General features: G+C 75.4%; 25 protein-coding genes. 9 read left to right on the top strand and 16 right to left on the bottom strand.

The features are described 5' to 3' along the window. Positions 1 to 4: 4 nt before the first annotated feature. Positions 5 to 1417, bottom strand: coding sequence for an ethanolamine ammonia-lyase subunit EutB (locus tag GOBS_RS17735; protein ID WP_012949641.1), 1413 nt, complete (start codon positions 1415 to 1417; stop codon positions 5 to 7). Continuing rightward, positions 1414 to 2880 carry an ethanolamine permease gene (gene eat, locus GOBS_RS17740; RefSeq protein WP_012949642.1) on the bottom strand — a complete coding sequence of 489 codons (1467 nt, stop codon included), beginning with the start codon at positions 2878 to 2880 and terminating at the stop codon, positions 1414 to 1416. Before eat ends, GOBS_RS17735 begins: the two co-directional genes overlap by 4 nt. 189 nt (positions 2881 to 3069) lie before the next feature. Between eat and GOBS_RS17745 the strand changes: the two genes are divergently transcribed. Further along, entirely contained in the window at positions 3070 to 3795 is a 726-nt protein-coding gene (locus GOBS_RS17745; RefSeq protein ID WP_012949643.1) for a GAF and ANTAR domain-containing protein, read from the top strand. 10 nt (positions 3796 to 3805) lie between these two features. Here GOBS_RS17745 and GOBS_RS17750 read toward each other — a convergent pair whose 3' ends face one another. Both GOBS_RS17750 and GOBS_RS17755 read right to left on the bottom strand, forming a co-directional pair. Next, positions 3806 to 4705, bottom strand: coding sequence for an SDR family NAD(P)-dependent oxidoreductase (locus tag GOBS_RS17750; RefSeq protein WP_012949644.1), 900 nt, complete (start codon positions 4703 to 4705; stop codon positions 3806 to 3808). A gap of 89 nt (positions 4706 to 4794) precedes the next feature. Further along, positions 4795 to 5187 carry a hypothetical protein gene (locus GOBS_RS17755; RefSeq protein WP_012949645.1) on the bottom strand — a complete coding sequence of 131 codons (393 nt, stop codon included), beginning with the start codon at positions 5185 to 5187 and terminating at the stop codon, positions 4795 to 4797. A gap of 108 nt (positions 5188 to 5295) precedes the next feature. On the opposite strand from GOBS_RS17755, the gene GOBS_RS17760 reads away from it, so the two are divergent. The 5 genes from GOBS_RS17760 to GOBS_RS17780 all read left to right on the top strand — a co-directional run bounded on the left by GOBS_RS17760 (position 5296) and on the right by GOBS_RS17780 (position 8016). After that, complete coding sequence (locus GOBS_RS17760) at positions 5296 to 5874, top strand: hypothetical protein (RefSeq protein ID WP_012949646.1); 579 nt, start codon at positions 5296 to 5298, stop codon at positions 5872 to 5874. A gap of 40 nt (positions 5875 to 5914) precedes the next feature. Next, a complete protein-coding gene (locus GOBS_RS17765) occupies positions 5915 to 6184 on the top strand; it encodes a DUF2277 domain-containing protein (RefSeq protein WP_012949647.1) in 270 nt (89 codons plus the stop codon). Between the two features lie 80 nt (positions 6185 to 6264). After that, complete coding sequence (locus tag GOBS_RS17770) at positions 6265 to 6804, top strand: hypothetical protein (protein ID WP_012949648.1); 540 nt, start codon at positions 6265 to 6267, stop codon at positions 6802 to 6804. 40 nt (positions 6805 to 6844) lie between these two features. Continuing rightward, entirely contained in the window at positions 6845 to 7309 is a 465-nt protein-coding gene (locus tag GOBS_RS25640) for a PGPGW domain-containing protein (protein WP_012949649.1), read from the top strand. A 191-nt stretch (positions 7310 to 7500) separates the two neighbouring features. Continuing rightward, on the top strand, positions 7501 to 8016 hold the full coding sequence (locus GOBS_RS17780; protein ID WP_012949650.1) for a DUF6328 family protein: 516 nt from the start codon (positions 7501 to 7503) through the stop codon (positions 8014 to 8016). Between the two features lie 4 nt (positions 8017 to 8020). Here the strand turns inward: GOBS_RS17780 and GOBS_RS17785 are convergent, their stop codons facing one another. Beyond that, positions 8021 to 8452, bottom strand: a complete 432-nt coding sequence (locus GOBS_RS17785; protein WP_012949651.1) for a PDDEXK family nuclease — start codon at positions 8450 to 8452, stop codon at positions 8021 to 8023. An 89-nt stretch (positions 8453 to 8541) separates the two neighbouring features. Here GOBS_RS17785 and GOBS_RS17790 point away from each other — a divergent pair, with 89 nt between their 5' ends. Together GOBS_RS17790 and srmL are read left to right on the top strand one after the other, a co-directional pair. After that, positions 8542 to 9981 carry a glycosyltransferase family 39 protein gene (locus GOBS_RS17790; protein WP_243697531.1) on the top strand — a complete coding sequence of 480 codons (1440 nt, stop codon included), beginning with the start codon at positions 8542 to 8544 and terminating at the stop codon, positions 9979 to 9981. 245 nt (positions 9982 to 10226) lie between these two features. Then, complete coding sequence (srmL, locus tag GOBS_RS17795; RefSeq protein WP_012949653.1) at positions 10227 to 11357, top strand: PheS-related mystery ligase SrmL; 1131 nt, start codon at positions 10227 to 10229, stop codon at positions 11355 to 11357. 100 nt (positions 11358 to 11457) lie between these two features. On the opposite strand, the gene GOBS_RS17800 is transcribed toward srmL, so the two are convergent. From GOBS_RS17800 to GOBS_RS17830, 7 genes are all read right to left on the bottom strand, one after another. Continuing rightward, a complete protein-coding gene (locus GOBS_RS17800) occupies positions 11458 to 12684 on the bottom strand; it encodes an HNH endonuclease signature motif containing protein (protein WP_012949654.1) in 1227 nt (408 codons plus the stop codon). Positions 12685 to 12822: 138 nt separating this feature from the next. After that, positions 12823 to 13485 carry a glycosyltransferase gene (locus tag GOBS_RS17805; protein ID WP_012949655.1) on the bottom strand — a complete coding sequence of 221 codons (663 nt, stop codon included), beginning with the start codon at positions 13483 to 13485 and terminating at the stop codon, positions 12823 to 12825. Next, entirely contained in the window at positions 13482 to 14336 is an 855-nt protein-coding gene (locus tag GOBS_RS17810) for an NAD-dependent epimerase/dehydratase family protein (RefSeq protein ID WP_012949656.1), read from the bottom strand. The genes GOBS_RS17805 and GOBS_RS17810 overlap by 4 nt, the downstream gene beginning before the upstream one ends. Positions 14337 to 14346: 10 nt before the next feature. Next, entirely contained in the window at positions 14347 to 15132 is a 786-nt protein-coding gene (locus GOBS_RS17815; RefSeq protein ID WP_166487447.1) for an aldolase/citrate lyase family protein, read from the bottom strand. A gap of 20 nt (positions 15133 to 15152) precedes the next feature. Next, positions 15153 to 16226: an ABC transporter ATP-binding protein gene (locus tag GOBS_RS17820; protein WP_012949658.1), complete on the bottom strand. Its 1074-nt coding sequence runs from the start codon at positions 16224 to 16226 to the stop codon at positions 15153 to 15155. A gap of 40 nt (positions 16227 to 16266) precedes the next feature. After that, positions 16267 to 17769, bottom strand: a complete 1503-nt coding sequence (locus tag GOBS_RS17825) for an ABC transporter permease (protein ID WP_012949659.1) — start codon at positions 17767 to 17769, stop codon at positions 16267 to 16269. Between the two features lie 83 nt (positions 17770 to 17852). Next, a complete protein-coding gene (locus GOBS_RS17830) occupies positions 17853 to 18884 on the bottom strand; it encodes an iron ABC transporter substrate-binding protein (RefSeq protein WP_012949660.1) in 1032 nt (343 codons plus the stop codon). 155 nt (positions 18885 to 19039) lie between these two features. On the opposite strand from GOBS_RS17830, the gene GOBS_RS28940 reads away from it, so the two are divergent. Next, on the top strand, positions 19040 to 19918 hold the full coding sequence (locus GOBS_RS28940) for a GNAT family N-acetyltransferase (protein WP_243697532.1): 879 nt from the start codon (positions 19040 to 19042) through the stop codon (positions 19916 to 19918). 80 nt (positions 19919 to 19998) lie between these two features. Here the strand turns inward: GOBS_RS28940 and GOBS_RS17840 are convergent, their stop codons facing one another. From GOBS_RS17840 to GOBS_RS17855, 4 genes are all read right to left on the bottom strand, one after another. After that, positions 19999 to 20976: a bacteriorhodopsin gene (locus tag GOBS_RS17840; RefSeq protein WP_208104316.1), complete on the bottom strand. Its 978-nt coding sequence runs from the start codon at positions 20974 to 20976 to the stop codon at positions 19999 to 20001. A 312-nt stretch (positions 20977 to 21288) separates the two neighbouring features. After that, positions 21289 to 22572, bottom strand: a complete 1284-nt coding sequence (locus tag GOBS_RS17845; protein WP_012949663.1) for an RNA polymerase sigma factor — start codon at positions 22570 to 22572, stop codon at positions 21289 to 21291. Further along, positions 22569 to 22994 (bottom strand): YciI family protein, encoded by a 426-nt coding sequence (locus tag GOBS_RS17850; protein ID WP_012949664.1) that lies wholly within the window; start codon positions 22992 to 22994, stop codon positions 22569 to 22571. Before GOBS_RS17850 ends, GOBS_RS17845 begins: the two co-directional genes overlap by 4 nt. A gap of 127 nt (positions 22995 to 23121) precedes the next feature. Continuing rightward, positions 23122 to 23814: a maleylpyruvate isomerase family mycothiol-dependent enzyme gene (locus GOBS_RS17855; RefSeq protein WP_012949665.1), complete on the bottom strand. Its 693-nt coding sequence runs from the start codon at positions 23812 to 23814 to the stop codon at positions 23122 to 23124. Between the last annotated feature and the right edge of the window lie 220 nt (positions 23815 to 24034).

A 24034-nucleotide genomic window follows, 5' to 3' on the forward strand; every position in this document is an offset into this window, starting at 1 on the left:
CTCCTCACGACGACGCCGCCGCGAGCAGGGCCCGCGCCGCGGGCGCGTCGGCGGTCAGCTCGCGCACCCGGCCGGCGTCGTCGAGCAGGTCCATCCGCGCCAGCCACGCCTCGAACTCCGGGGCCGGCCGCAGCCCCAGCACCGAGCGGGTGGTCAGCACGTCGGAGAACGCCAGCGACTGGTAGTGCAGCATCACGTCGTCCATCCCGGGGACGGCGATGAGGAACGTGCAGCCGGCCGCCCCGAGCAGCAGCATCAGCGAGTCCATGTCGTCCTCGTCGACCTCGGCGTGGTTCGTGTAGCAGACGTCGACGCCCATCGGCAGGCCGAGCAGCTTGCCGCAGAGGTGGTCCTCGAGCCCGGCGCGCAGCACCTGCTTGCCGTCGTAGAGGTACTCCGGGCCGATGAAGCCGACGACGGTGTTGACGATCAGCGGGTCGAAGTGCCGGGCGACGGCGTAGGCGCGCGCCTCCAGCGTCTGCTGGTCGACCGGCCGGCCGCCGATGCCGCGGTGCGCGTCGGCCGACAGCGCCGAGCCCTGGCCGGTCTCGAAGTAGGTGACGTTCGACCCGACCGTGCCACGCCCCAGGGCCAGCGCGCCGGCGCGGGCCTCGGCGAGCAGGTCGAGGGTGACGCCGAATCCGCGGTTGGCCGGCTGGGTGCCGGCGACCGACTGGAACACCAGGTCGACCGGGGCGCCGGCCTCCAGCGCCCGCAGCGTGGTGGTGACGTGGGCCAGCACACAGGACTGGGTCGGGATGCCGTAGCGGCCGATCACCTCGTCGACCAGCTCCAGCAGCGCGACCGTGCGGGCCGGGGAGTCGGTGGCCGGGTTGATGCCGATGACGGCGTCCCCGCAGCCCTGCAGCAACCCGTCGACGATGGACGCGGTGACGCCCAGCGGGTCGTCGGTCGGGTGGTTGGGCTGCAGCCGCGAGGCCAGCCGCCCGGGCAGGCCGAGGGTGCTGCGCAGCCCGGTGACCACCCGGGTGCGCCGGCCGACGGCGACCAGGTCGGCGTTGCGCATCAGCTTCGACGTGGCCGCGACCATCTCCGGCGTCAGGCCGGGGGCCAGGTCGCTGATCGCCGGCTCGTCGCCCGCGGCGGCCCAGGCCAGCAGCCGGTCGCGGAACTCCCCCACCGTGAGCGACGCGACCGGCGCGAAGGCGACCGGGTCGTGGGTGTCCAGCACCAGCCGGGTGACGTCGTCCTCGTCGTAGCCGACCACCTGCTCGTCGAGGAAGGTGGCCAGCGGCAGGTCGGCGAGCACCGTCTGCGCGGCCACCCGCTCCGCGGCCGACTCCGCGGCGCAGCCGGCCAGCACGTCGCCGGAACGCAGCGGGGTCGCCTTGGCCATCAGCTCGACCAGGGTCGGGAACTCGTAGGTGTGCCCGCCGACCGTGCCGACGCGCCTCATCGGACGTCCTCCTCCGCATCGGCCAGCAGCTCGAACTCCTCCTCCGGCGCGGAGGCCACCAGGTGGTGGCGGCTGTAGAGCGCGAAGTACGCGAGGAAGGCGGCGTACGCCGCGAGCGTCCACAGCGCCGCGGTGACGTCGACGAGGAAGGTGGCCACGACCGCGGCGGCCGCGAGCACCAGCGCGACGCCGGTGGTCGCCGTCCCGCCCGGCGTCCGGTACGGGCGGGGCAGGTCCGGCTCGCGGCGGCGCAGCACGATGTGGCTGACCATCATCAGCACGTAGGACACCGTCGCCCCGAAGACGGCCATGTTGAGCAGCATCGCGCCCTGGCCGGTCAATGACAGGACGAAGCCGATGGCACCCGGGACGAGCAGCGCCAGCACCGGCGCCTTGCGGCCGTTGGTCACCGAGAGGGCGCGCGGCAGGTAGCCGGCGCGGGAGAGCGCGAAGGTCTGCCGCGAGTACGCGTAGATGATCGAGAAGAAGCTGGCCACCAGCCCGAACAGGCCGGCGTAGTTGACCACCCGGGTGAGGGCGTCGGGTGCGCCGGCACCGGCCAGCGCGTCGACCGGCGGGTTGCCCGACCCCGCGATCGCCGACGACCCCGCCGCGCCCGGGGTGAACACCAGCATGAGGACGGCGAGCACGACGAGCACGCCCATCGCGGCGACGATCCCCCGCGGCATCGACCGGGCCGGGTCGCGGGCCTCCTCGGCGGCCAGCGGGACGCTCTCGACGGCGAGGAAGAACCAGATGGCGAACGGGAACGCCGCCCAGACGCCGATCAGCCCGTACGGCAGGAACGCCGAGGCGCCGGCGGCGTCGGTGGGTGCGATGTCGAGCAGGTTGCCGGCCTCGAACCGCGGGACGGCGCCGACGAGGAAGACCACCAGCCCGGCGAGCGCCACGACGGTGACGGCGAACATCGCCTTGAGCGCCTCGCCGACACCCATCAGGTGGATCCCGATGAACAGTGCGTAGACGACCAGGTAGACCCACCAGCCGTCGGTGATGCCGAAGAGGCCGAGGGACTCGACGTAGGCGCCGATGAAGGTAGCGATGGCCGCCGGTGCGATCGCGTACTCGATGAGCACGGCGACGCCGGTGGCGTAGCCGCCCCACGGGCCCAGCGCGCGCCGGGCGAAGGTGTAGCCGCCGCCGGCGGTCGGCAGCGCGGAGCCGAGCTCGGCCAGCCCGAACACCATCGCGGTGTACATGACCGCCATCAGCACGGTGGCGATCAGCAGTCCGCCGAACCCGCCCTCGGCCAGGCCGAAGTTCCACCCGGCGTAGTCGCCGGAGATGACCGCCGAGACGCCGAGACCGGCCAGCAGCAGCCAGCCCGCCGTCCCGGATCGCAGCCGGCGCCTCTCGAGGTAGCCGGTGTCGACCCGCTCCGCCTCGACGCCCGCGTGTGCGGACCTCGGCGGGGTGGGGCGGGCGGTGGGATCGGCGGTCACGGGCGCCTCCGGGAGTCGGCCCGCTGCAGGCGGGGAGGGCCAGCCTGGTCCGGCGTCCCGGCCGGGTCAACGGCCTGGGCCGGAGGCAACACGCTGTTCACGGCGCCGTTCGCGCGGAGTCTCCCCGCGCCGCCCGTGCGTGCTGGATACTCCATCGGCCGGACGGGCACGACACGGAGGACGGGCGCAGTGACGCCGAGGCTGGACACGGAGTCCGACGACGGGGAGCTGCTCGCCCTGCTGGCGTCGGGGGGCGACCTCAGGTCGTTCCTGGGCGACCTGGTGCACCTCGCCGCGCGACAGGTCCCCGCCGCCGTGGCCTGCGGACTGACCCTCACCCGCGACAGCACCGGGGTGACGGTGGCGAGCACCGGGCCGCTGGCCCAGCAGGCCGACGAGCGGCAGTACGCGGCGGACACCGGCCCGTGCCTGGAGTCGATGCGCACCGGCACCGTCGTCCGCGTCGACGACATGGCCACCGAGGACCGCTGGACCCCCTTCCCGGCGCGAGCCGCGGAGCTCGGCGTCCGGTCCTCGCTGTCGCTGCCGCTGGTGGTCGAGGGCCGCAACAGCGGTGCGCTGAACCTCTACGCCACCGAGCCCCGGGTGTTCAGCGCCGACGACGAGGCCACCGCCGCCGACTGGGCCCAGCAGGCCACCGGTGCGCTCACGGTGGCGCTGCGGATCGCCGACAGCGACGAGCGCACCGAGTCCCTGATCGGCGGCCTGGAGACCCGGGCCACCATCGGTCAGGCGGTCGGCCTGCTGATGGCGCAGGAGCGGTGCACGGCCGACCGGGCCTTCGACCTGCTGCGGATCGCCTCGCAGCGGCGCAACGTCAAGCTCCGCGACGTCGCCGCCGGCGTCGTGACCGCGTTCGAGGAGGGCCTGGCCGACCGGCGCGAGCGCTGGTGACCGGGAGCGCTCAGACGCCGTGCCAGCGGCCGTCCTTGGCGTTGCGCTCCGTCCGGGAGGTGAAGACGTTGCCCTCGCTGGGTGGTGCGCCGTCCCCGGCCAGGGCGAACACCCGGAACAGCGGCCCGACCAGCGCGTCGTAGACGGCCGGGAGCAGCCGGAAGCCGGCGATGACCACGGGGTTGGCTATCCCCGCCTGCACCAGCCGCCGCGGCCGGTCCAGCCGCGCCACCACCGCGCGCGCCACCCGCTCCGCCGAGTACACCGGGGGCGGCGGCCGGCCGGTGCTGCCGGCCCACGTGGCGCCCTGGTAGTAGATCGGGGTGTTGACCCCGCCGGGGGCGACCGCCGAGACGTGCACTCCCGGCGCGTCCCGCGTCTCCTGCTGCAGCGTGCGCACCAGCCCGAGCTGACCCCACTTCGCCGCCGCGTAGGTGCCCATGAGCGGCGCGGTCACCGACGCCAGCAGCGAGCTGACGACGACCAGGTGCCCGGCACCCTGGCTGCGGAACACCGGCAGCGCGCTGCGGGCGACGTTGGCGGTGCCGTGCAGGGAGGTGTCCACGACGGCCTCGAAGGCCTCGCGGGGCACGTCCTCGATGCGGCCGTAGGCCATGGTCTGCGCCGAGTGGACGACGGCGTCGAGGCGGCCGAGGCGCTCGACGGCGGTCTCGACCGCCCGCTGCACGGCGTCGGCGTCGGCGACGTCGGCCGGGCAGACCAGGACGTCGGCAGCGCCCTTCTCGCGGGCCTCGGCGGCGGTCTCCTCCAGCGCCTCACGGCCCCGGGCCACGAGCACCAGCCGGGCGCCGCGGGCGGCGAGGGCGTGCACCGTGGCCCGACCGATCCCGCTCGAGGCTCCGGTGATCAGGGCGGTCAGGGGGCGGGACGGCGGGACGGCGGGCGGCATGCGGCTCCTCGTGCTCGGGAGGGGTGCAGACGCGCGCACAGGTCTCGGTCGCGCGTCGGTGGAGTCGCTCTACCCTCGTGCCTCCCGGGTCATGCGGGCAGCACCTCGTACAGCCAGCCGGGGCCGGCGACGGTGGCGTCGTCCGGGAGCCGCGCGCGCAGGCCGCGGTCGGCGGTGACCACCAGCACCCGCCGCCCCTCCACCGCGAGCCGGCCGGCGTAGGAGGCGAGCGCGTCGTCCCCGCTGCCGGGAGCGCGCACCAGCGTGACGCCCTCCGGCGCCGGGACCGTCGACGCGGCTCCCTCGACGACCGCGACGACCTCGCCGCAGAGCAGCCGCCCGCCTCCGGGTGCGGGCACGATGCGGCCCGGCAGCGCGGTCAGCCGGGCCAGCAGCCGGGACGTCGCCGCCGGCCGGTCGCGCCACCAGCCGTCGGGCCGGGCGCCGACCACGTTCGCGGTGTCCACCAGCACCACGATCACCGCTCCTCCTCAGAGGCCTCGTCGCGCCTCCGGCGCACCGTTTGTGCCCACCGGCCCGGGGCACCCCGCCGGGCACGTCCGGCTCCGATCTTCCCCGGGAGGCCCACCATGGCGAGCAGCGACCGCACCGTCCCCGAGGGCGCCTCGGCCACCTCCGGCGTGGCGCGGGACGCCGTCGCCGCCCAGCAGTCGGCGTTCGGCGGGATCGCGTGGGGTGCAGCGTTCTTCGGCTGGCTGTCGGCGACCGGCCTGGCGGTGCTGCTCGTCGCGCTGGTGTCGGCGGCCGACGTCGCGCTGGGTCTGACCGAGGGGGCGTCGGCCGGGGAGATGGGCCTCGGCGGGGCGGTCGCGCTGCTCGTCGTCCTCTTCTTGTCCTACCTCGCCGGCGGGTACGTCGCCGGGCGGATGGCGCGCTTCACCGGCTTCCGGCAGGGCCTGGCGGTCTGGCTGGTCGGCCTGGTCGTCGTCCTGCTGGTCTCCGGTGCCGCGGTGGCGCTGGGCAGCGAGTACAACGTGCTCGCGCGGCTGGAGCTGCCGCGCATCCCGGTCGAGGAGGGCACCGCCACCACTACCGGACTGGTCACCCTCGCGGCCGCCGCGGCGGCGTCGTTGGCCGGGGCGCTGCTCGGCGGCGGGCTGGGCACCCGCTACCACCGGAAGGTCGACCGGGCCGGCTTCGCCGTCTGAGGCGCCCCGGTGCGGGCCGGGCGCTCCTACGCTGCGGCGCATGTGCCGCAACATCCGGCCACTGGCCAACTTCGAGCCCCCCGTCACCGAGGACGAGGTGCACGCCGCCGCGCTGCAATACGTCCGCAAGATCAGCGGGACGGCGCGGCCGTCGCGGGCCAACGCGGAGGCCTTCGACCGTGCCGTCGCCGAGGTCGCCGAGGCCTCGGCCCGGCTGCTCGCCGCGCTGGTCACCACGGCTCCGCCCAAGGACCGGGAGGAGGAGGCGGCCAAGGCGCGCCGCCGGGCCGCGCTGCGCTACGGCACCTGAGCACGGGGGCGCGCGATCGAGTGTGAACGCGGGATGCGGGGTAGAGCGACTCCACCTGTCCCCACCTGAGGAGATCACCAATGGCGCGCAACACCCTGTCCCGCTCGCTGCACGACCTCGGACTCTCCGCCTGGTTCGGCGGCACGCTGGCCAACGCCGTCGCGCTCAACGCCGCAGCCGCTGAGGCCGGCAGCGCATCGGACACCGGCCGGGTGGCCAACGCCGGCTGGGACCGGTGGACGCCGGTAAACGCCGCGGCCATCGGCGCGCACCTGATCGGCAGCGTCGGCCAGCTGCTCGGCAACCGGAGGCGCGTGGCCGAGCAGCAGGGCGTCGCCGGCATGAGCGCGCTCAAGACCACGCTCACCGCGGCCGCCCTGGGGGTCACGGCCTACAGCCGGGCCCTGGGCAAGGTGGTCTCCGACGCCGGCGGCACGCCGTCCCGCTCGGGCACCAAGCCCAGCAAGCGGGCCAAGGCCGAGGTCGCCGCGGCCCAGGCCAAGCTCGACCAGCTGCAGTGGGTGATCCCGGCGCTGACCGGGGCGCTCGTGGTGGTCAGCTCCTACGCCGGTGAGCAGCAGCGGCCCAGCGAGGTCGCGCGCGGGCTCGCCCAGCGCTGATCGCTCCGCCTCCACCCTCCGCAGCGACCCAGGAGTCCCGGTGACCAGCACGGTCCACACCGCCGACCAGGCGCACGCCGGCGGCGGCGCCACGCGGTGCGCCGACTGCACCGACGGGCTGGGCGAGCCACGGCCGGTCGAGCCCGGCTCGTGGCGCGACCGGCTCCGGCAGAAGCCGGGTCTCGGCATCGCCTACCGGGTCGGGGTGTTCGTCGTCGGGCTGCTGTTCGTGCTGCTGGGGCTGGCCCTGACCGTGCTGCCCGGGCCGCTCACCATCCCGCCGATCCTGGTGGGGCTGTGGGTGTGGTCCACGGAGTTCGAGTGGGCGCGGCGGTTCTTCGTCGCCTTCCGCCGCAAGGCCCGCGACACCTGGGCGCACGCCAAGCAGCACCCGGTGAGCTCCGCGGCGATCACCGTGGGCGGCCTGGCGGCGGCCGGCGCCGTGTTCTGGGCGGTGGGCCACTACGACCTGGTGGACCGGGCCCTGGCCGCCGTCGGGGGCTGACCGACGCGACGAGGCCCGGCGGACCACACCGGTCCGCCGGGCCTCGTCGCGTCTGCGCCCGGTGGTCCTCCGGCGTCGTCCTCCCGGCCGCGGAAGAGGTGCACGAGCGGCACACACACCAGGCGCTGCGCCGTGGCACCATCCCGCTCCACCCCCATCGGGCGGAACGGCGACGGCAGGAGGTGCGGGCCATGACGGGCGTACGGAGTCCGCAGCAACGCGGGGACTCGTCACAGGACGGTGAGAGCCGCAAGCAGCGGATCGACCGGGAGCTGATGGAGCTGCTCAACGAGCTGCGCGTCGCGCTGCCCGGGGTGCAGTTCCTCTTCGCGTTCCTGCTCGTGGTGCCTTTCCAGCAGCAGGGCACCCAGCTCACCGACTTCCAGCGGGACGTCTACTTCGTCACGCTGCTGGCCGCCGCCGTGGCGACCGGCCTGCTGATCGCCCCCGCGGCGCAGCACCGGGTGCTGTTCCGCCAGCACGACAAGGAGGCGCTGCTGCAGCGCAGCAACCGGTCGGCGTTCCTCGGCCTGACCGTGCTGGCGGTGGCGATCGTCGGCGCGGTGCTGCTGGTGACCGACGTGGTCTTCGACCTGACGCTGGCGTGGATCACCGCCGCGGTCGTCGGCGCCCTGCTGGCCTGGTGGTGGATGGCGGTCCCGCTCTGGAAGCGCGCGCACAACGAGCAGGACGACCCGGACGACTGAGCGGTCACGGTCCGGACGGCGGTCGGCCCAGGGCTGCACAGATCGCGTCGGCGACCGCGTCGGGGTCCTCGTGCTCCCAGAAGCGGAGCACCCGCCAGCCCTCGGCCCCCAGCACCGCGTCGGCCCGCCGGTCGCGGGCGACGTTGCCCGCGAGCTCGGCCAGCCACCACTCCCTGTTCGCGTGCGGGACGTGGCCACCGTGCAGGGTCCCGCCGCGAGCCTGCGAGCGGTGGGGGGCACGGTGGTCCTTTCTGATGTCGCCGCGCGCCCGGGTGCCGGCGCACGGGCGGACGTCGACCCGGTACCGCACCCCGCGGGCGTGGAGCCGGCGGCGGACCGCCAGCTCGTGCGCGGTGTCGCGGCGCGGCTGACGGCGGAACCGCCGGGCGACCGTCTCCGACGACGGCGGTGGCGCCGGCCCGGGACCTGCGGTCACCTCTCCCCTCCCCCCGCTGGAGGCCCGGGACGCTACGGCGCGGCAGTGACACGTCGGCTGCCCAGGAAGGGTCGCCTAACCTGCTCGACGTGAGCACGACGGCGGAACGGGTGTCCGCACCGCCCGAGCCGGTCCGCGCGCCGCCGACCCCCTGGTCGGTGCTCGAACTGGTGCCGCCGCTCGCCGTCGTCCTGCTGGGGACGGTGCTGCTGCTGCCGGGGCACGGACTGTGGTTCGACGAGCTGTTCACCGCCGAGGTGGGCCGCCGGCCGTACGGGGAGATCCTCGCGGCGATCGTCGACGGCCGCGGGACGACGGGCTACCTGGCCGACGTCCCGCCGTCGTACAACGCGCCCTGGTACTTCGTGGTGCACACGTGGGTGTCGCTGCCGGGGCTGGGCGGGGACACGTCGCTGCGGGTGCTGTCGCTGCTGGCGGCCGCCGGCGGGCTGGCCTCGATCACGCGCGCGGTGACCCGGCTGACCTCGCGGGCGGCCGGGGTGCTGGCCGGGCTCCTGTTGGCGGCGAGCCCGCTGCTGCTCGAGCAGGCGGTGGAGGCCCGCCCGTACGGGCTGGCAGTCCTGGCCACCGGCGGCGCGCTGCTGGGGCTGGTGCGCTGGCTGCAGGGCGCCCCGCGGGGGCTGCTGCTGTTCGGGCTGGCGGGCGCGGGGATGGGGCTGGCGCACTGGTACGCGGTGACGGCGCTCGCCGGCTTCGTCGTCGCGGCGCTGCTGCTGCGCGGCCGGCGGGCGCTGCCGGTGGTGCTCACCGGTGCGGCCGCGGCGCTGCCCGCCGTCGGGCTGGTCGGGGTGAACCTGCTCAACGGGACCGGCGCGCGCAACGCCGAGCACCTGCGGGACACCGAGGGCACCCTGGCCGACCTCGCCGTCGAGGCGTGGACCGGCGGATCCAGGTCGCTCCTGTACCTCACCGTGGGGCTGGCCGTCCTGGGCGCGCTGCGTGGCAGCGGAGCGCGGGTGGTCGCGACCTGCTGGCTGCTCGTGCCGCTGGGGCTGCTGCTGCTCGCCGAGACGGTGCGGCCGGTGTACCACCCGCGGTACCTGCTGGCCGGGTTGCTGTCGCTGGGCGTGCTGGCGGCGGTCGGTGCGCTGGCCCTGCCGCGCGCGGCCCGGGCACCGGTCGCCGCGCTGCTGGTGGCCTGCTCGCTGCTGGCGGCCTCACCCCTGGCCGTGCGCGAGCCACGGGAGCGGGCCGACGACGTGGTGGCCCTGCTGGCCGAGCGGCAGCGCCCCGGCGAGCCGATCGTCGCCGCGGACCAGCGCTCGGCGACCGGGCTGGACCACTACGTCCGGACGGCGGCACCGCGGTTGCGGCCCGACGTCGTCCTGCCGCCGGACGACGCCCCGTCCGCGGCGGACCGGGTGTGGCTGGTCCGCCGGGTGATCCGCGGCGAGGTGGTGTCCACCGATGACGACGACGTCCTGCTCGACGCCGGGCTCCGCGTGGTCGACGAGTACGCGTTCGACGCCTCGAAGACCGACCTGCTCGTCCAGCTCTGGGAGCGCTGAGGCCCGCTCGGTCGACCGGCGGGCCGGCGCTGGGCTGGGCTGGGCTGGGCTGGCGCAGGAACTCACGGGACGTGTCGCTCGGGGACCGCTACCTTTGGTCCGTGCCCGAGCACGGAACCGCCTTTCTCCGCCCCCGGCTGCCGAGCAGCCGTGGGGGCGCCGAGGTCTGCCGGTAGCCCGTCACGGAGTCCGTCGGCCGGGGGTGAGCCCGCACAGCCCACCGACGACCCCCCGGAGGGGCTTCCATGACCACCCTGCTGTCACCCCGCGACATCGAGGTCGCGCTGGAGCTGCGCGACCTGTCCGACCCCACCGACGGACCGCATGCGATGCAGGTGCTCCTCGACGACGTGCTCGCCGCCCTGACCCACGCCTGGGACTGCGCCCTCGACGTGCAGCGGCGCCGTCCACTGGTGAGCGTCGAGGACAACTACGACCGCCTCGGCTACGCGGTCGCCGACATCACGCGCGACGCCCGCTACAGCCGTTACGCCGCCGAGACGGTGATGCTGCGCAGCCACACCAGCGCCGGCGTCCCCCCTGCACTCCGCGCGCTCGCCGCCGCCCGTGCCGCCGATCCCGAGGTCGACGTGCTGCTGGCACTGCCCGGCCTGTGCTACCGCCGGGACAGCATCGACCGGCTGCACGTGGGCACGCCGCACCAGGTGGACCTGTGGCGCGTCACCACCACCCGGCGGCTGGGCGTCGACGACCTCCAGCGGATGGTCGCGCTGGTGGTCGGCGCCGTCCTGCCCGGAGTGCGCTGGCGCACCTCACCGGCCCACCACCCCTACACCACGCAGGGTCTGCAGGTCGACGTGTGCACCGCGTCCGGCTGGGTGGAGCTGGCGGAGTGCGGCCTGGCCGCCGAGCACGTGCTCACCGGTGCCGGTCTCGACGCCGACCGCTACAGCGGCCTGGCGCTGGGCATGGGCCTGGACCGGGCGCTCATGGTGCGCAAGGGCATCCAGGACATCCGCGTGCTGCGCTCGACGGACCCGCGCATCGCCCCGCAGCTGCTCGACCTGGCCCCGTGGCGACCGGTGTCGTCGCAGCCACCCGTGCGCCGGGACCTGTCCATCGTCGTGGACGCCCCGGTCGATGCGGAGCTGCTCGGGGACACCGTCCGCACCGCTCTCGGCCCCGCCGTCGAGGACCTCGAGTCGGTGACCGTCCTGGCCGGCACCGCCTACGCCGACCTCCCGGACGCCGCCCGCCGGAGACTCGGGCTGCGCCAGGACCAGGTCAACGTGCTCCTGCGGCTGGTACTGCGTCCCCTGTCGGGGACCTTGACCGACCAGCGCGCCAACGAGCTGCGCGACCAGGTCTACGCGGCCGTCCACCGCGGACCTCACCGGGAGTGGGCCACCCGTTGACGTGCCGGTTCGTCGCTCACGGTGCCGACGCACGGACAGCCGGCAGCCGGCGGTGCCCGTGGGTGGGCGTCGGTCGGCTGCCGGCCGGGTGAGTGCCAGATCAGGCGGCGGCGGGAAGGGGTGGGCCGGTGCGGCCCGGTCCGGTGCGGATCTCGGTGCCGTCGGGGCGCCAGGTGCGCCATCGGCCGTCGGGTTGTCGCTCGACCCGGAAGCCGTGGTGGACCTTCGTGTGGTGCCGTTCGCACAGCAGCGCGCTGTTGTCGAGGCTGGTCTGGCCGCCGTTGGCCCACTCCAGCAGATGGTGGACGTCGCACCAGGAGGTCGGCGCACCGCAGCCGGCGAACACGCACCCACCGTCCCGCACTTCCGCGGCCCGGCGCACGTGCGGCGGCACCAGGCGCACGCTGCGGCCGTAGTCCAGCGGTTTCCCGTCCGGGCCCATCACGATCCGGGTGAGGGTGCCGTCGCACGCGATCCTCCGCGCCCGGGCGGCGGAAATAGTGGCGCCGAACCCCAGCTTCGCGGCGCCGGCACCGGTGGCCGCGTCGACCAGGTCCTCGATGCCGACCTTGACCAACACCTGCGGCTTGTGCCCACGGAGCATGGGCAGCTGACCGGAGGCCAATTGGTTGTCGCACAGCTGCACCAGCGCATCCGCTTGCTGCTGGGCCCGGGTCCGCTCATCCCCGGCACACCGCCCGCTCTGCACCACGGACTCCAGCGCCGTCTGCAGCTTCTCCCCACCCACCGCATCGAGGTCGAAGCGGCCGGAGATCGACCCGTCGGCGTGCCGGGCGATGCTCAGCCGCCGCCCCTCGGTGGGGTCGGGCTCCGGGCCGTCGGCGTCGAGGTGGTCCAGGTAGTGGTGCACCGCCTTGGCGGTGTCGGCGTGCGGACGGGTCACAGCCACCTCGGTGAGCACGGTGTCCACGCCGCCCAGGTCCACGCCCTGCCCGGCGGCCAGAGCCAGAGCCTCCGGCTCGGCGACCCGGCCGAGCAGCCCGGCCTGCTCGGCGGTCACGTCACCGGCGGCGAACGCCGTGGCCATGGCCGGCAGGTGCGCCAGCGCCCGACCCGCGCGCACCACCCGCGCGGCCTCGGACGTGGACAGATGCGCGTGCCCGCGCAGCCAGGAGGTCATCGTCTTCAGCCCGTCGACCTCCGCGGCACCGGACACCTCGGCCTCGCGCACGGTGCGGGCCACCTCGGCGGCGAACCGGTTCTGCGCCACCAGCAGCCGACCCAGCCGGTCCAGCAGCGCCGGGCCGAACAACGGGGCCAGGTCCTCGGCGGCCAGGGCGTCGAGGGAGGCCAGCAGCTGCTCCACGACACCTCCCACCGATTCGATCACCTGTTCGAAGCCTAGCCGATCGAGACACGCTGGACAACACGAATCCGCAGCTCAGCAGCCTGTTCACGGATGGATCGAGCCTCTTGACAGTTGGCGCCGACAGCCAGCGATCGCCTACTGCTGGCGCAGCGCCCAGCCCAGCGAGCGCACCGACTGACCCAGCCGGGCCCGCGCGGTCCACGCCGACCGGCCCTCCGGTCGCACGGCGCGCGACACCGGCACGCTGGCCACCGGCCGGCGGGCCACCCCCACGGCGAGCACCACGCTCGGCGCCCCGGGGGCGGCGAGCACGGCCGAGCGCACCCGCGGCCCCAGCGCGAGGAACGCGCCGGCGTCCGGCGGCAGACCGGTCAGCCGCGCCGCCACCCGCCGGTGCAGCCCGCCGGTGCAGCGCCGCAGCCACGACTCGTACGCCCCGCGCCGTCCGGCGAAGACCGCCTCGACGTCCCCCGCCGCCAGCCGGTCGAGCAGCAGCGGCACGGCCTCGGGTGGGTCCTGCAGGTCGGCGTCCATGCACACCCACTCATCGGCGCCCGGCTCGTCGGCCAGCCCCCGCCGCAGCGCGGCGTGCTGCCCGCCGTTCTCCTCGAGCAGGGTCACCCCGATCCGCGGGCCGGCCAGGGACAGGGCGACGTCGGCGCTCCCGGCGGGACACGCGTCGACCACCAGCCGCAGCCGCCAGTCCCGGTCCGCCAGCGCGGCGGCCAGCCGCGCGGCCAGCGGCTCGAGCGTCGCCGCGTTCCGGTACACCGGGACGACGACGGCGACGCGGGTCACGACAGCGCGGCCCAGGCGCGCGAGAGCCCCTCGGCCAGGTCGACGGAGGCCCGCCAGCCCAGCAGCGACGCCGCCAGGGACGGGTCGCTGACCCAGCAGTTGGTGTCCCAGTCCCGACCCGGGTGGGCACCCGCCGCACCGGCGATCGGCCGGCCGGTCACCCGCGACGCCAGCGACACCAGTTCCTCAGTCGAGGTCTGCACGCCGGTGCCGATGTTGAGCACCTGCCCCGGCGGCAGGTCGTCGGCCAGCGCGGCCCGGACGCAGGCGTCCACGACGTCGCCCACCCACACCCAGTCCCGCCGGCTCATCCGCGCCGGCAGCGGGACGACGGCACCGGTGCGGGCGGCGTCGAGCACGACCGGCACCAGCCGGGTCGGGTGGTCGCCGGGCCCGTACACCTGGAACGCGCGCAGCACCGCCGACCGCACCCCGCGCTCGGCGGCGGCGGCCTGCAGCAGCAGCGAGCCGGCCGCCTTCGACGCGCCGAAGAACCCGCGTGGGCGCAGCGCGGCGTCCTCGGCCAGCGGCACCGGCGCGGCGGCGTACTCGGTCGACGACCCCAGGCGGACGACGACCCGGCACCGGTCGGGCAGCGCATCGACCAGCCACGGCGACGTGTTCACCGCGACGGCGTCCGCGCGCTCAGCCGGCGTCGCCTTGCGCCGCGCCGCGGCCAGCGAGAAGACGACCTCCGGGTCGGCGTCGCGCACGAACGCGGCAGCAGCGACCACATCGGTCAGGTCGACGGAGGCGCGCGTCAGCGGGACGACATCCCACCCGTCGCCGCGCAGCCGCGCGACCAGGTGCCGACCGACGAAACCGCCGGCACCGGTGACCAGAGCCCTCACGCCAGGGCCCTCACGCCGGCTGTGCCACCGGCACGCCGGTCACCGCGGCGACGAAGGCGGCCCGGCGCTCGGCCACGTCGACCGCGGTGGCGGTCGCCAGCCCGGTGAGGACGTCGAGCAGCCGGGGCACCTCGACGAACGGGTCCCGCCCGGCCATGTCCGCGGTGAACGAGCGCCGCAGGAAGGTGAAGTCGGCGCCCACGCGGACGAGCTCGGCGGCGAGCAGCCAGGCCGGCACCGGCGCGCCGGCTTCGGGCAGCGTCAGCCCTCCGACGCCGAACGCGCCGGGCACCACGGCACGGACGGCGTCCACCGTGCCGTCGACCAGCGGCGTGAACAGCTGCTGCGCGCCACGGTCGATGCGCAGGTCGTTGAGCCCGACATAGACCCGGGACAGCGGACGCCGGGCCAGCGCGGCCGCCCGCGCCACACCGTCCTGTGTCTCGACGAGGATGCCCAACCCGCAGCGACCGTCGACCAGGTCGAGGGTGCGGTCCACCTCCGCGGCCGTGCGCACCATCGGCAGCAGCAGCTCGTCGGCGCCGCGGGCGACGGCGTCGTCCACCTCGGCGGCCGTCCACGGACCGAAGCCGTTGATGCGGCAGACCAGCCGGCCGTCGGTGGCGGCGCGCATGCGGCTGAGGTCGGCGGGGGTGTCGCCGTTGATCTGGGTGCCCTCGCCGAGCTGGCGGCGGTGCTTGCCACGCCGTTCCCAGTCCACGACGATCCCGGCGCCGCCCGCGGCGACCACGTCGGCGCCCCAGCGGGGGTCGACCGTGAAGAGGAGGAGGTCCACGCCGGTGAGCTTAGGCACACCTAAGTCGACGCGGGCACCCGGCCCACCCCGGACCGGACGGCGTCCCCCGGGAAGGGCAGCGCCGCACCGAGGACGCCGACCGTCACGTCGTCCCCCACCGCCGGCAGGTCCCAGCCCTCCAGCCGCGCGCTGAACGCCATCCCGGACGACAGCTCCAGACGCACCCGCGCGTCGTGGCCGAAGAAGTCGACGCCGCGCACGCGGGCGCGCGGTCCCGCCCCGGCCGACGGCCCGAGCCGCAGCTGCTCCGGGCGCAGCAGCACCCGCACCGGCCCGTCGGGGCAGGTGCGCTCGAGGTCCAGCACGCCCAGGGCCGAGTGCGCCCGGCCGGCCCGGACGTCGGCGTCGAGCACCACGGACTCCCCCACGAAGGTCGCGACGTCGAGGTCCTGCGGGCTGCGGTAGAGCGTGCGCGGGTCGGCCAGCTGCACCAGCCGGCCGCCGCGCAGCACGGCCACCTGGTCGGCCATCGACAGCGCCTCGGCCTGGTCGTGGGTGACCAGGACGGCGGTCGCACCGGCCGCGGTCAGCGCGTCGGCCACCGCCTGCCGCGTCTCCTCCCGCAACGACGCGTCCAGCGATGAGAACGGCTCGTCGAGCAGCACCAGGGACGGCGCCGGTGCCAGCGCCCGCGCCAGCGCGACCCGTTGCTGCTGGCCGCCGGACAGCTGGTGCGGCGAGCGCTGCGCGAGGGCGGCGTCCAGGCCGACGAGCTCCAGCAGCGACGCCACCCGGCCGGCGTCGCGGCGCTGCCGGCGGGGCAGGCCGAAGGCGACGTTGCCGGCGACCGACAGGTGCGGGAACAGCCCGCCCTCCTGCGGCACGAAGCCGATGTGCCGGCGCCGCGCGGCCACGCTGCGGCCGGGGCCGGCCACCAGCCGCCCGCCGACGTCGACGGTGCCGCGGTCGGGGTCGTCGAAGCCCGCGACCAGTCGCAGCAGCGTCGTCTTGCCGCACCCGGAAGGCCCGAGCAGCGCGGTGAAGCTGCCCTCGGGCACGTGCAGGTCCACCCCGGTCAGCACCGGCGTCGCGCCGTAGGACTTCGTCACGTCGGTGACCGTCAGCGAGCTCATGACAGCGGGTCCCGTCGAGGAGGGGAGGGAGGTCGGGTGGTCACGTCGTCAGCCCTCGCCGGGCGTCGCGGGAGAGCAGCACGGTGGCCGGCGCCGACAGCAGCACCATGACGACCGCGTACGGGGCGGCGGCGCCGTACTCCAGCGCGCTGCTGGCCGACCAGAAGGCGGTGGCCAGCGTCGTGGTGCCGATCGGTGCGAGGAGCAGCGTGGCGGTGAGCTCGGTGACCACCGCGAGGAACACCAGCGCCGCGCCCGCGCCGAGGCCCGGCGCCAGCAGCGGCAGCGTGATCCGGCGCAGCCGGTCCACCGGTGAGGAACCCAGCGAGGCGGCGACGTCGTCGTAGAGCGGCGGCGCCTGCTCGACGGCGGCGCGCACCGTGACGATCGCGCGGGGCAGGAACAGGATCGCGTAGGCGGCCAGCAGCACCGGCACCGTCTGGTAGACCCACGGGGTCACCTCGAGGGAGACGGTGACCAGCGCGAGGGCGATGACGATCGCCGGCACCGAGCTGCCGAGGTAGGTGCTGCGCTCCAGCAGGGTGGCCAGCCGGCCGCGGGCGCGGACGGCGAGCCAGCCGGTCGGCAGCGCCATCGCGGTGGTGACGGCTGCTGCGACCGCGGCCAGCCCCAGCGTGGTCCCCGTGGTCTCCAGCAGCGCGGACCGGTCCAGCGCCGTGGACGAGCCGCGGACCATCCACAGCGCGAGGCTGCCCAGCGGCACGGCCAGCGACAGCGCGACCAGCCCGCCCAGGGCCAGCAGCGCGGGGCCGGCGAGGGCACCGAGCCGGACCGGCCGCCCGGCGCGCGCCACCCCGGCTCCGGTGCGGGCGTAGCCACGACGTCCACGGAGCCGCAGCTCGGCCAGCAGCAGCCCCAGGCACAGCAGCATCAGGACGCCGGCCAGCGCGGTCGCGCCCGGCCCGTTGAAGGTGGCGCGGTACTGGTCGTAGATGGCGGTGGTGAAGGTCGGGTAGCGCAGCATCTGCAGCGCGCCGAACTCGGCCAGCACGTGCAGCGCGACGAGCAGCGAGCCGCCGAGCAGCGCCACCCGCAGCTGCGGCAGCTGCACCCGCCGGAACACGGCGGGGCCGGAGAGCCCCAGCCCGCGGGCGGTGTCCTCCAGCGCCGGGTCCAGGCCGCGGAAGGCGGCGACCACCGGCAGGTAGACGAAGGGGAAGTAGGACAGCGTCACGACCAGCAGCGCGCCGCCGTAGGTGTCCAGCCCCGGCAGCAGCGAGATCCAGGCGTAGCTGTTCACGAACGCCGGCACGGCCAGCGGCGCCACCAGCAGCACGTGCCAGACCCGCCGTCCCGGCAGCGCCGAGCGCTCCACCAGCCAGGCCGCGCCCACGCCGAGGACGGCGCACAGCAGCACCGTGCCGCCGACCAGCCGTGCCGTGTTCCCCAGCAGCTCGGCCACCCGCGGGCGGAACACCAGCTCCCGCACGCCGGCCCAGCCGACGTCCGCCATCCCCGCGACGACGAAGCCGAGCGGCAGCAGCGCGAGCAGCGCGACCGCCGCCGCGAGCAGCAGCGTCATCGGGGCGCGGCGCGTGCGCGACCGGCCCGGGACGGACGGCCGGGCCGCCGTCCCGGGCGCGGCGGCCGGCGACGCGGAAGCGCTCAGAGCAGCCCCACGTCCTGCATCAGCTCGGTGACCCGCTGCTGGTCGAGGGAGCCCGGGTCGACCTGCGGCGCCTGCAGCTCCGCCAGCGGCGGCAGCGCCTCCGCGGAGGGGACGTCGTTGCCGACGGCGTACTCCAGTGCCGTGCTCTCGGCCAGCCGCTGCTGCGCCGGCGGCGAGGTCAGGTAGGCGACCAGTCGCTGGGCCTGCTCGGGCTGGTCGGACGAGGCCAGGACGCCGGCGCCGGAGATGCTGAGGAAGGCGCCCGGGTCGGAGTTGCGGAAGAAGTGCAGCTCGGCGTCGTCGCTCTTCAGGCCGTTCTCGGCGCGGTCCCGGTAGAAGTAGTAGTGGTACATGACGCCGGCGTCGATCTCGCCCTCGTCGGCGGCGACCATCACCGCGCTGTTGCTGGGGTACACGTTGGCGTTGCGCTCCAGCCCCTCCAGCCAGGCCCGGGTCGCCTCCTCCCCGCGCAGCGCCAGGACCCCGGCCACGATCGCCTGGAAGTCCGCACCGCCCGCCGCGATACCGATGCGGCCCTGCCACTCCGGGTTCGCGAGGTCGAGGATCGACGCCGGCAGCTGGTCCTGGGGCAGCTGCGCGGGGTTGTGCACCAGCACGGTGGAGCGGGCGGCGAAGCCGGTCCAGTTGCCCGAGGAGGGCCGGTACTGCGCGCCGACCTGGTCCAGCGTCGACTGGTCCAGCGGGGCGAGCAGGCCCTCGCGGTCGAGGACGTCGATCGAGGGGCTGTTCTCGGTGAGGAAGACGTCGGCCGGGCTGGCCTCGCCCTCCTGCACGATCTGGTTGGCCAGTTCCGCGTCGTTGGCGTCGCGGAACTCCAGCGCGATGCCGGTCTCCTCGGTGAAGCCCTCGAGCATCGTGCGCACCAGGCTCTCGTGCTGGGCGCTGTAGACCGTGAGCGTCTCCGCGGCCTCCGCGTCGCCCCCGCCACAACCGGCGAGCGCCCCGGCCGCCACCAGGGCGGTGAGCGCCGCGGCGGTGCTCCGCCCCAGTCTTGTTCCTCCGAGCACGTGGGCCTCCTCGCCGACGGGATCGCCGGGCCCCGTGCCCGGCGGGACCGCCCCGTGAGGCGGCGTCCTCCGGAGGACAGGTTAGGCACACCTGACTTGAAGGTGTACCACGGGTCGCGGCGGGGCGGGCAGGCCCGACCGGCTACAACTACCGCATGACCGCTGCACCGCTCCGCATGCGCACGGCCCGCTTCGCCGAGCTCACCGGCGCCGAGGTCTACGGGCTGTGCCGGCTGCGGGTCGACGTCTTCGTCGTCGAGCAGCAGTGCGCCTACCCGGAGCTGGACGGCCGGGACCTCGAGCCGGCCACGGTGCACCTGTGGTTCGAGGACGGCGAGGGCGGCGCCGCCGCGACGATCCGCGTGCTCGACGATGGGGACACGCGCGCCATCGGCCGGGTCGCGACCGCGGCCGTGCACCGCGGCCAGGGGCTGTCGGCCCGGCTGATCGAGGCCGGGATCGCACTGTGCGACGGCGTCCCGATCACGCTGGGCGCCCAGGCCCACCTGGAGGGCTGGTACGAGCGCTTCGGGTTCCGCCGCAGCGGCCCCGGCTACGTCGAGGACGGCATCCCGCACGTCCCGATGCGCCGCGAGCCGACGGCCGGGGACCCGCCTGCCTCACCGTGGCGGCCCCGTCCAGAGGCTCGCCGCGAGCCTCTGCCGGCCCCCTTGCAGGGTCCCGCCGCGAGCGTGCGAGTGGTGGGGGGCAAGGGGGTCCTTCAGGAGGAGGACGGGGCCCTTCTCCTGCTGCGGACGGCGGCCGACCGGCTGGAGGCCCTCGCCGCCCGGACGACGCCCGGCGACTGGCGGGCCGGGGGACTGCTGGCGACCCGCCCCGAGGTGGTCGCGCACTCCCCGGACGGCGGCACCGAGCACGTGGCCGAGGCGCGGGCGGGGACCGGTGCGTGGATCGCGGCGCTCTCACCCGCGCTGGCCGCACCGCTGGGGGCCTGGCTGCGGGCCGCGGCGCACGGACCCGTCGACCCGGCGGCCGAGACGTTCGCCCGCGCACTGCTCGCCCGGCTGCCCTGAAGAAGGGCCCCCTGCCCCCCACCGCTCGCACGCTCGCGGCGGGCCCCTGCAGGGGGCCGGTGGAGGCGCGAGGTCCTCCCTCAGGTGTCCTCGCGGCGGCGGCCGGCTGCGCCCGGAACCGCGTCGGACCGGCGGAGGACCTCACGTCCCGGGGAGGTGCCGAGCCGGTCGAGCAGGGCCGGGGCGATCCGCCCGACCTCGGGGAGCACGCCGTCGCTCTTGTGGACGTTGCTCGACCACACCGGTTCGGGGTGCGTGTCGACCCCGGCTGCGACGTCCTCGGCGGTGCGCAGCTTGGCGACCTTGTGCACGAGGACGCCGAAGCCGATCTTGGCCACGACGTCGGCCGCCGAGTAGCCGACCTGCATGGCGGTGAACCACGCGGGGGTGACGTCGGCGAAGACGGGGACCGCGTAGACCAGCGGGTAGATGCCGAAGCTGCTGAGCAGCACGATCGTCGCGTTCCGGAGGCTCACGGCCGCCTCGGGACCCATCGTCGGCAGCGACCGGCGCACCGCGCCGATCAGCGCCACGTACAGGTAGGCGAAGAACGCGGTGCTGATCAGCCCCCACACGACCAGGGCGACCCGGTCGCGCCCCTGGTCGAGCACCTGCGCCCCGAGGTAGCCGGTGACGATCATCAGGAAGGCCGCGGCCATGGTGCTGGAGCGCAGCCGGCGTGCCGCCGCCCCGGTCAGTGAGCAGACGGCCAGCAGCTCGACGGTCAGCAGCGGCACCGTGATCGACCAGTCGATGTAGCGGGTGCTCTCCGTGGTCCGCGCCTCCTCGTTCGGCACGTACACGCCGTCCTCGAGCCGGAAGCCGCTGTCCCAGTCGAGGTAGAGGAGCAGGTAGGCCACCGTCGCGACCGCGGCCAGGCAGAGGGCTGCGTACGACGAGGGCCGGTACCGGGCCGACACCTCGTCGCGGCTGGTCAGCGAGTACAGGAAGTAGGCCAGCAGCGCGAACCCCGCGCCGAGGATCGCGAACTGCACCACGTCGTAGAGGCCCAGCGGCATGGTCTGCAGTTCGGGCACGGGCGGGTCGGTCGGGTCCACGGACCACTCCGGAGGCTCGGGGGCGGGCGGGCCCGTCCCCGGTACCCCGCCGACCGCGCAAGGCAACCGGACGATCGGCTGCGACGTGGGGGTGTCCGGCGCCCCCGTGACGCCGGACACCGTCACTGTACGAGACCACGAGGTTCTGTTACCACCGGTGGGCGGGCAACCACCCACTGGAACGGGCCGCCCCGCCGTCAGGCCGGCTGCACGCCGGCGCCGCAGGCCCGCGCGGCCTCCTCCTCGTCCCGCGGCATGGCCAGCTGTGCGTGGTGCAGCCCCTCGGGGACCCCGTGCGTTCCGCCCCGGTCCTCACCCGGGCGCGCACCCGGCAGCACGGTCGAGCAGCAGGGTGCGCTCGCGCTCGTTGCGGGTGAGGCCGGCGGCCTGCTCGAACTCCGCCCGCGCCTCCGCCGTCCGGCCGAGCTGGAGCAGCAGGTCGCCCCGGGCGGCGGGCAGCAGGTGGTAACCGCGCAGCGCGGGGACGGCGGTCAGCACGTCGACGATGGCCAGGCCGGCGGCCGGACCGTAGGCCCGGGAGACGGCGACGGCGCGGTTGAGCTCGACCACCGGGGACGGCGCGAGCTCGGCCAGTGCCTCGTAGATGGCGGCGATGCGCACCCAATCGGTCTCCTCCGCCGTGCGGGCGCGGGCGTGGCAGGCGGCGATCGCGGCCTGCAGCCCGTAGGGCCCCAGGCCCGCGCCGGTCCCCTCGGCCCGGCGCAGCGCTGCCAGCCCGCGGCCGACGAGGACGTGGTCCCAACGGGCGCGGTCCTGGTCCAGGAGCAGGACCGGGGCGCCGTCCGGGCTGGTGCGGGCCCGGATCCGGGAGGCCTGCAGCTCCATCAGGGCCACCAGGCCGTGCACCTCGGGCTCCCGCGGCGTCAGCTCGGCGAGGACGCGGCCGAGCCGCAGCGCCTCCGAGCACAGCTCCGGCCGGGTCCAGTCCCGGCCGGCGGTCGCCGCGTAGCCCTCGTTGAAGACGAGGTAGACAACCTCGAGCACCGAGGCGAGCCGGGCCGGGAGGTCGGCGGCGGTGGGCAGCTCGAAGGGCACGTGCGCCGCGGCGAGGGTGCGCTTGGCGCGGACGATCCGCTGGGCGACGGTCGACTCCAGGACGAGGAAGGCCCGAGCGATCTCGGCGGTGGTGAGCCCACCGAGCAACCGGAGGGTCAGCGCCACCCGGGCCTCGCGGGAGAGCACCGGGTGGCAGGCGGTGAACACCAGCCGCAGCAGGTCGTCCTCGACCACCTCGTCCAGCGCCGCGGCCCAGTCGGGCTCCTCGGCCTCGACCAGCTCGCGGCCCAGCAGCGCGGTCTTGCGCTCCAGCCGCTCGGCACGCCGGAAGACGTCGACCGACCGGTGCTTGGCGGTGGCCATCAGCCAGGCCGCCGGCTTGTCGGGGACGCCCGTCTCCGGCCACCGCTCCAGCGCCGCCACCAGCGCGTCCTGGGCCAGCTCCTCGGCCAGGCCGACGTCCCCGGTGACCCGGGCGAGGGCGGCGACGAGCTTGGCGGACTCGATCCGCCACACGGCCTCGACGACCCGGTGCGTCGTCGTCCGACAGCTTCCCGCCGCCCCGCCCGCCACCTTCACCGGTTCTGCTGCTGCTCGACGGTGGCCCGCATCCGGTCCTCCTGCTCGCGCAGCTCGGGGGTCATCGCGTCGCCGAAGTCGTCGGTCTCGAAGACCTGCCGGACCTCGATCTCGCCCTGCCGGAACGGCGCCCGCCGCACCCACTGCTCGACCTCCTCGCGCGAGGTGACCTGCAGGATCCAGAAGCCGGCGATCAGCTCCTTGGTCTCGGTGAACGGGCCGTCGACCACGGTGCTCTTCCCGTCGGCGTCGTAGCGGACCCGGAAGCCGCGGGAGCTGGGGTGCAGGCCCTCGCCGGCGAGCATGACGCCGGCCCGGACCAGCTCCTCGTTGTAGGCGCCCATCTCGGCGAGCTCCTGCTCGGTCGGCATCGCGCCGTTCTCGGTGTCCTGGTCGGCCTTGACGATCACCATGAAGCGCATCTCGGGTCCCTCCTCGGGCGGGAGCGGTCGCGGCCCGGTCGGCCGGCGGTCCACCGTCCCCCACCTCCACGTCGAACGGGCACGACCCGGATCGACACGGTCGGGAGATCTTTCTCGGAACGGCCCGTCAGAGCCAGCGCGGCAGCTCCGGCAGGTCGCCGTCCGCCGTCAGCTCCTCGCCCCGGCTGCGCCCGGTGAGCCAGCCGGTGACCGCCGGCAGCGGGCCGGAGACGGCCACCGCGCCGCTCCCCCACTCCCGGTCGCCGGCGAAGACGACGACGTCCGGTGTCTCGCCGCGCCGCGCCCACGTGCCGAGCACCTGCTCGCAGATCGCCGCCTGGACCTCCTCGGCGGCGTCGGCGAAGCCCACGCCGGCGTCGAGGTCGACGGCGTGCACGACCACCTCGACGCAGCGCATCCACGGCACCTCCGAGGCGGGCACCTCCCGGCCCTGCATGGTGCGCACGATCGCTCCCCACGCCGGGCCGGGGAGCCCGCGGACGGCGTCGGCGAACCGGGCGGCCGCGGCGACGTGCTCGGTGCGCAACTGAGACGCGTCCAGCGCGGCGGTCTCGGTGATGCCGGCCTCCCGGGCCTCGCGCGAGGGGTACATCGGCGTCTCCTCGCCGGTGCGCGCCCAGGTCAGCAGGTTGCCCAGCGCGTCGGCGTTGCGGACGACGTGGGCCACCACGTGCCGCCGGTCCCAACCCGAGCACAGCGAGGGCCGGTCGAACTCCTCGTCGGTCAGCCTGCCGAGCGCCGTGGCGAACAGCCGCTCGCCGTCGGCCCACCGGTCCAGCGTCTCCTGCGGTGCGGTCACGCCTGCTCCCTCCGGGCGGCGCCGGCGCCGGCCGGCGGTGACGCCCCGACGCTGGGGCGTGTCTGACGGATCCATGCCGATGGGAGCGCCGACCAGGTGGTTGCTCCGCAAGGCCGAGGGCCTTCGGATACCGGTTCGCATCCGACGGCCCTTCGAACGTAGTGGAGCGCCGTCTGGTCGGCGCTACCGAGGCTGGAGATCCGTCAGACCCGCTCTGGGC

It is taken from the genome of Geodermatophilus obscurus DSM 43160 (assembly GCF_000025345.1).
Classification (GTDB): domain Bacteria; phylum Actinomycetota; class Actinomycetes; order Mycobacteriales; family Geodermatophilaceae; genus Geodermatophilus; species Geodermatophilus obscurus.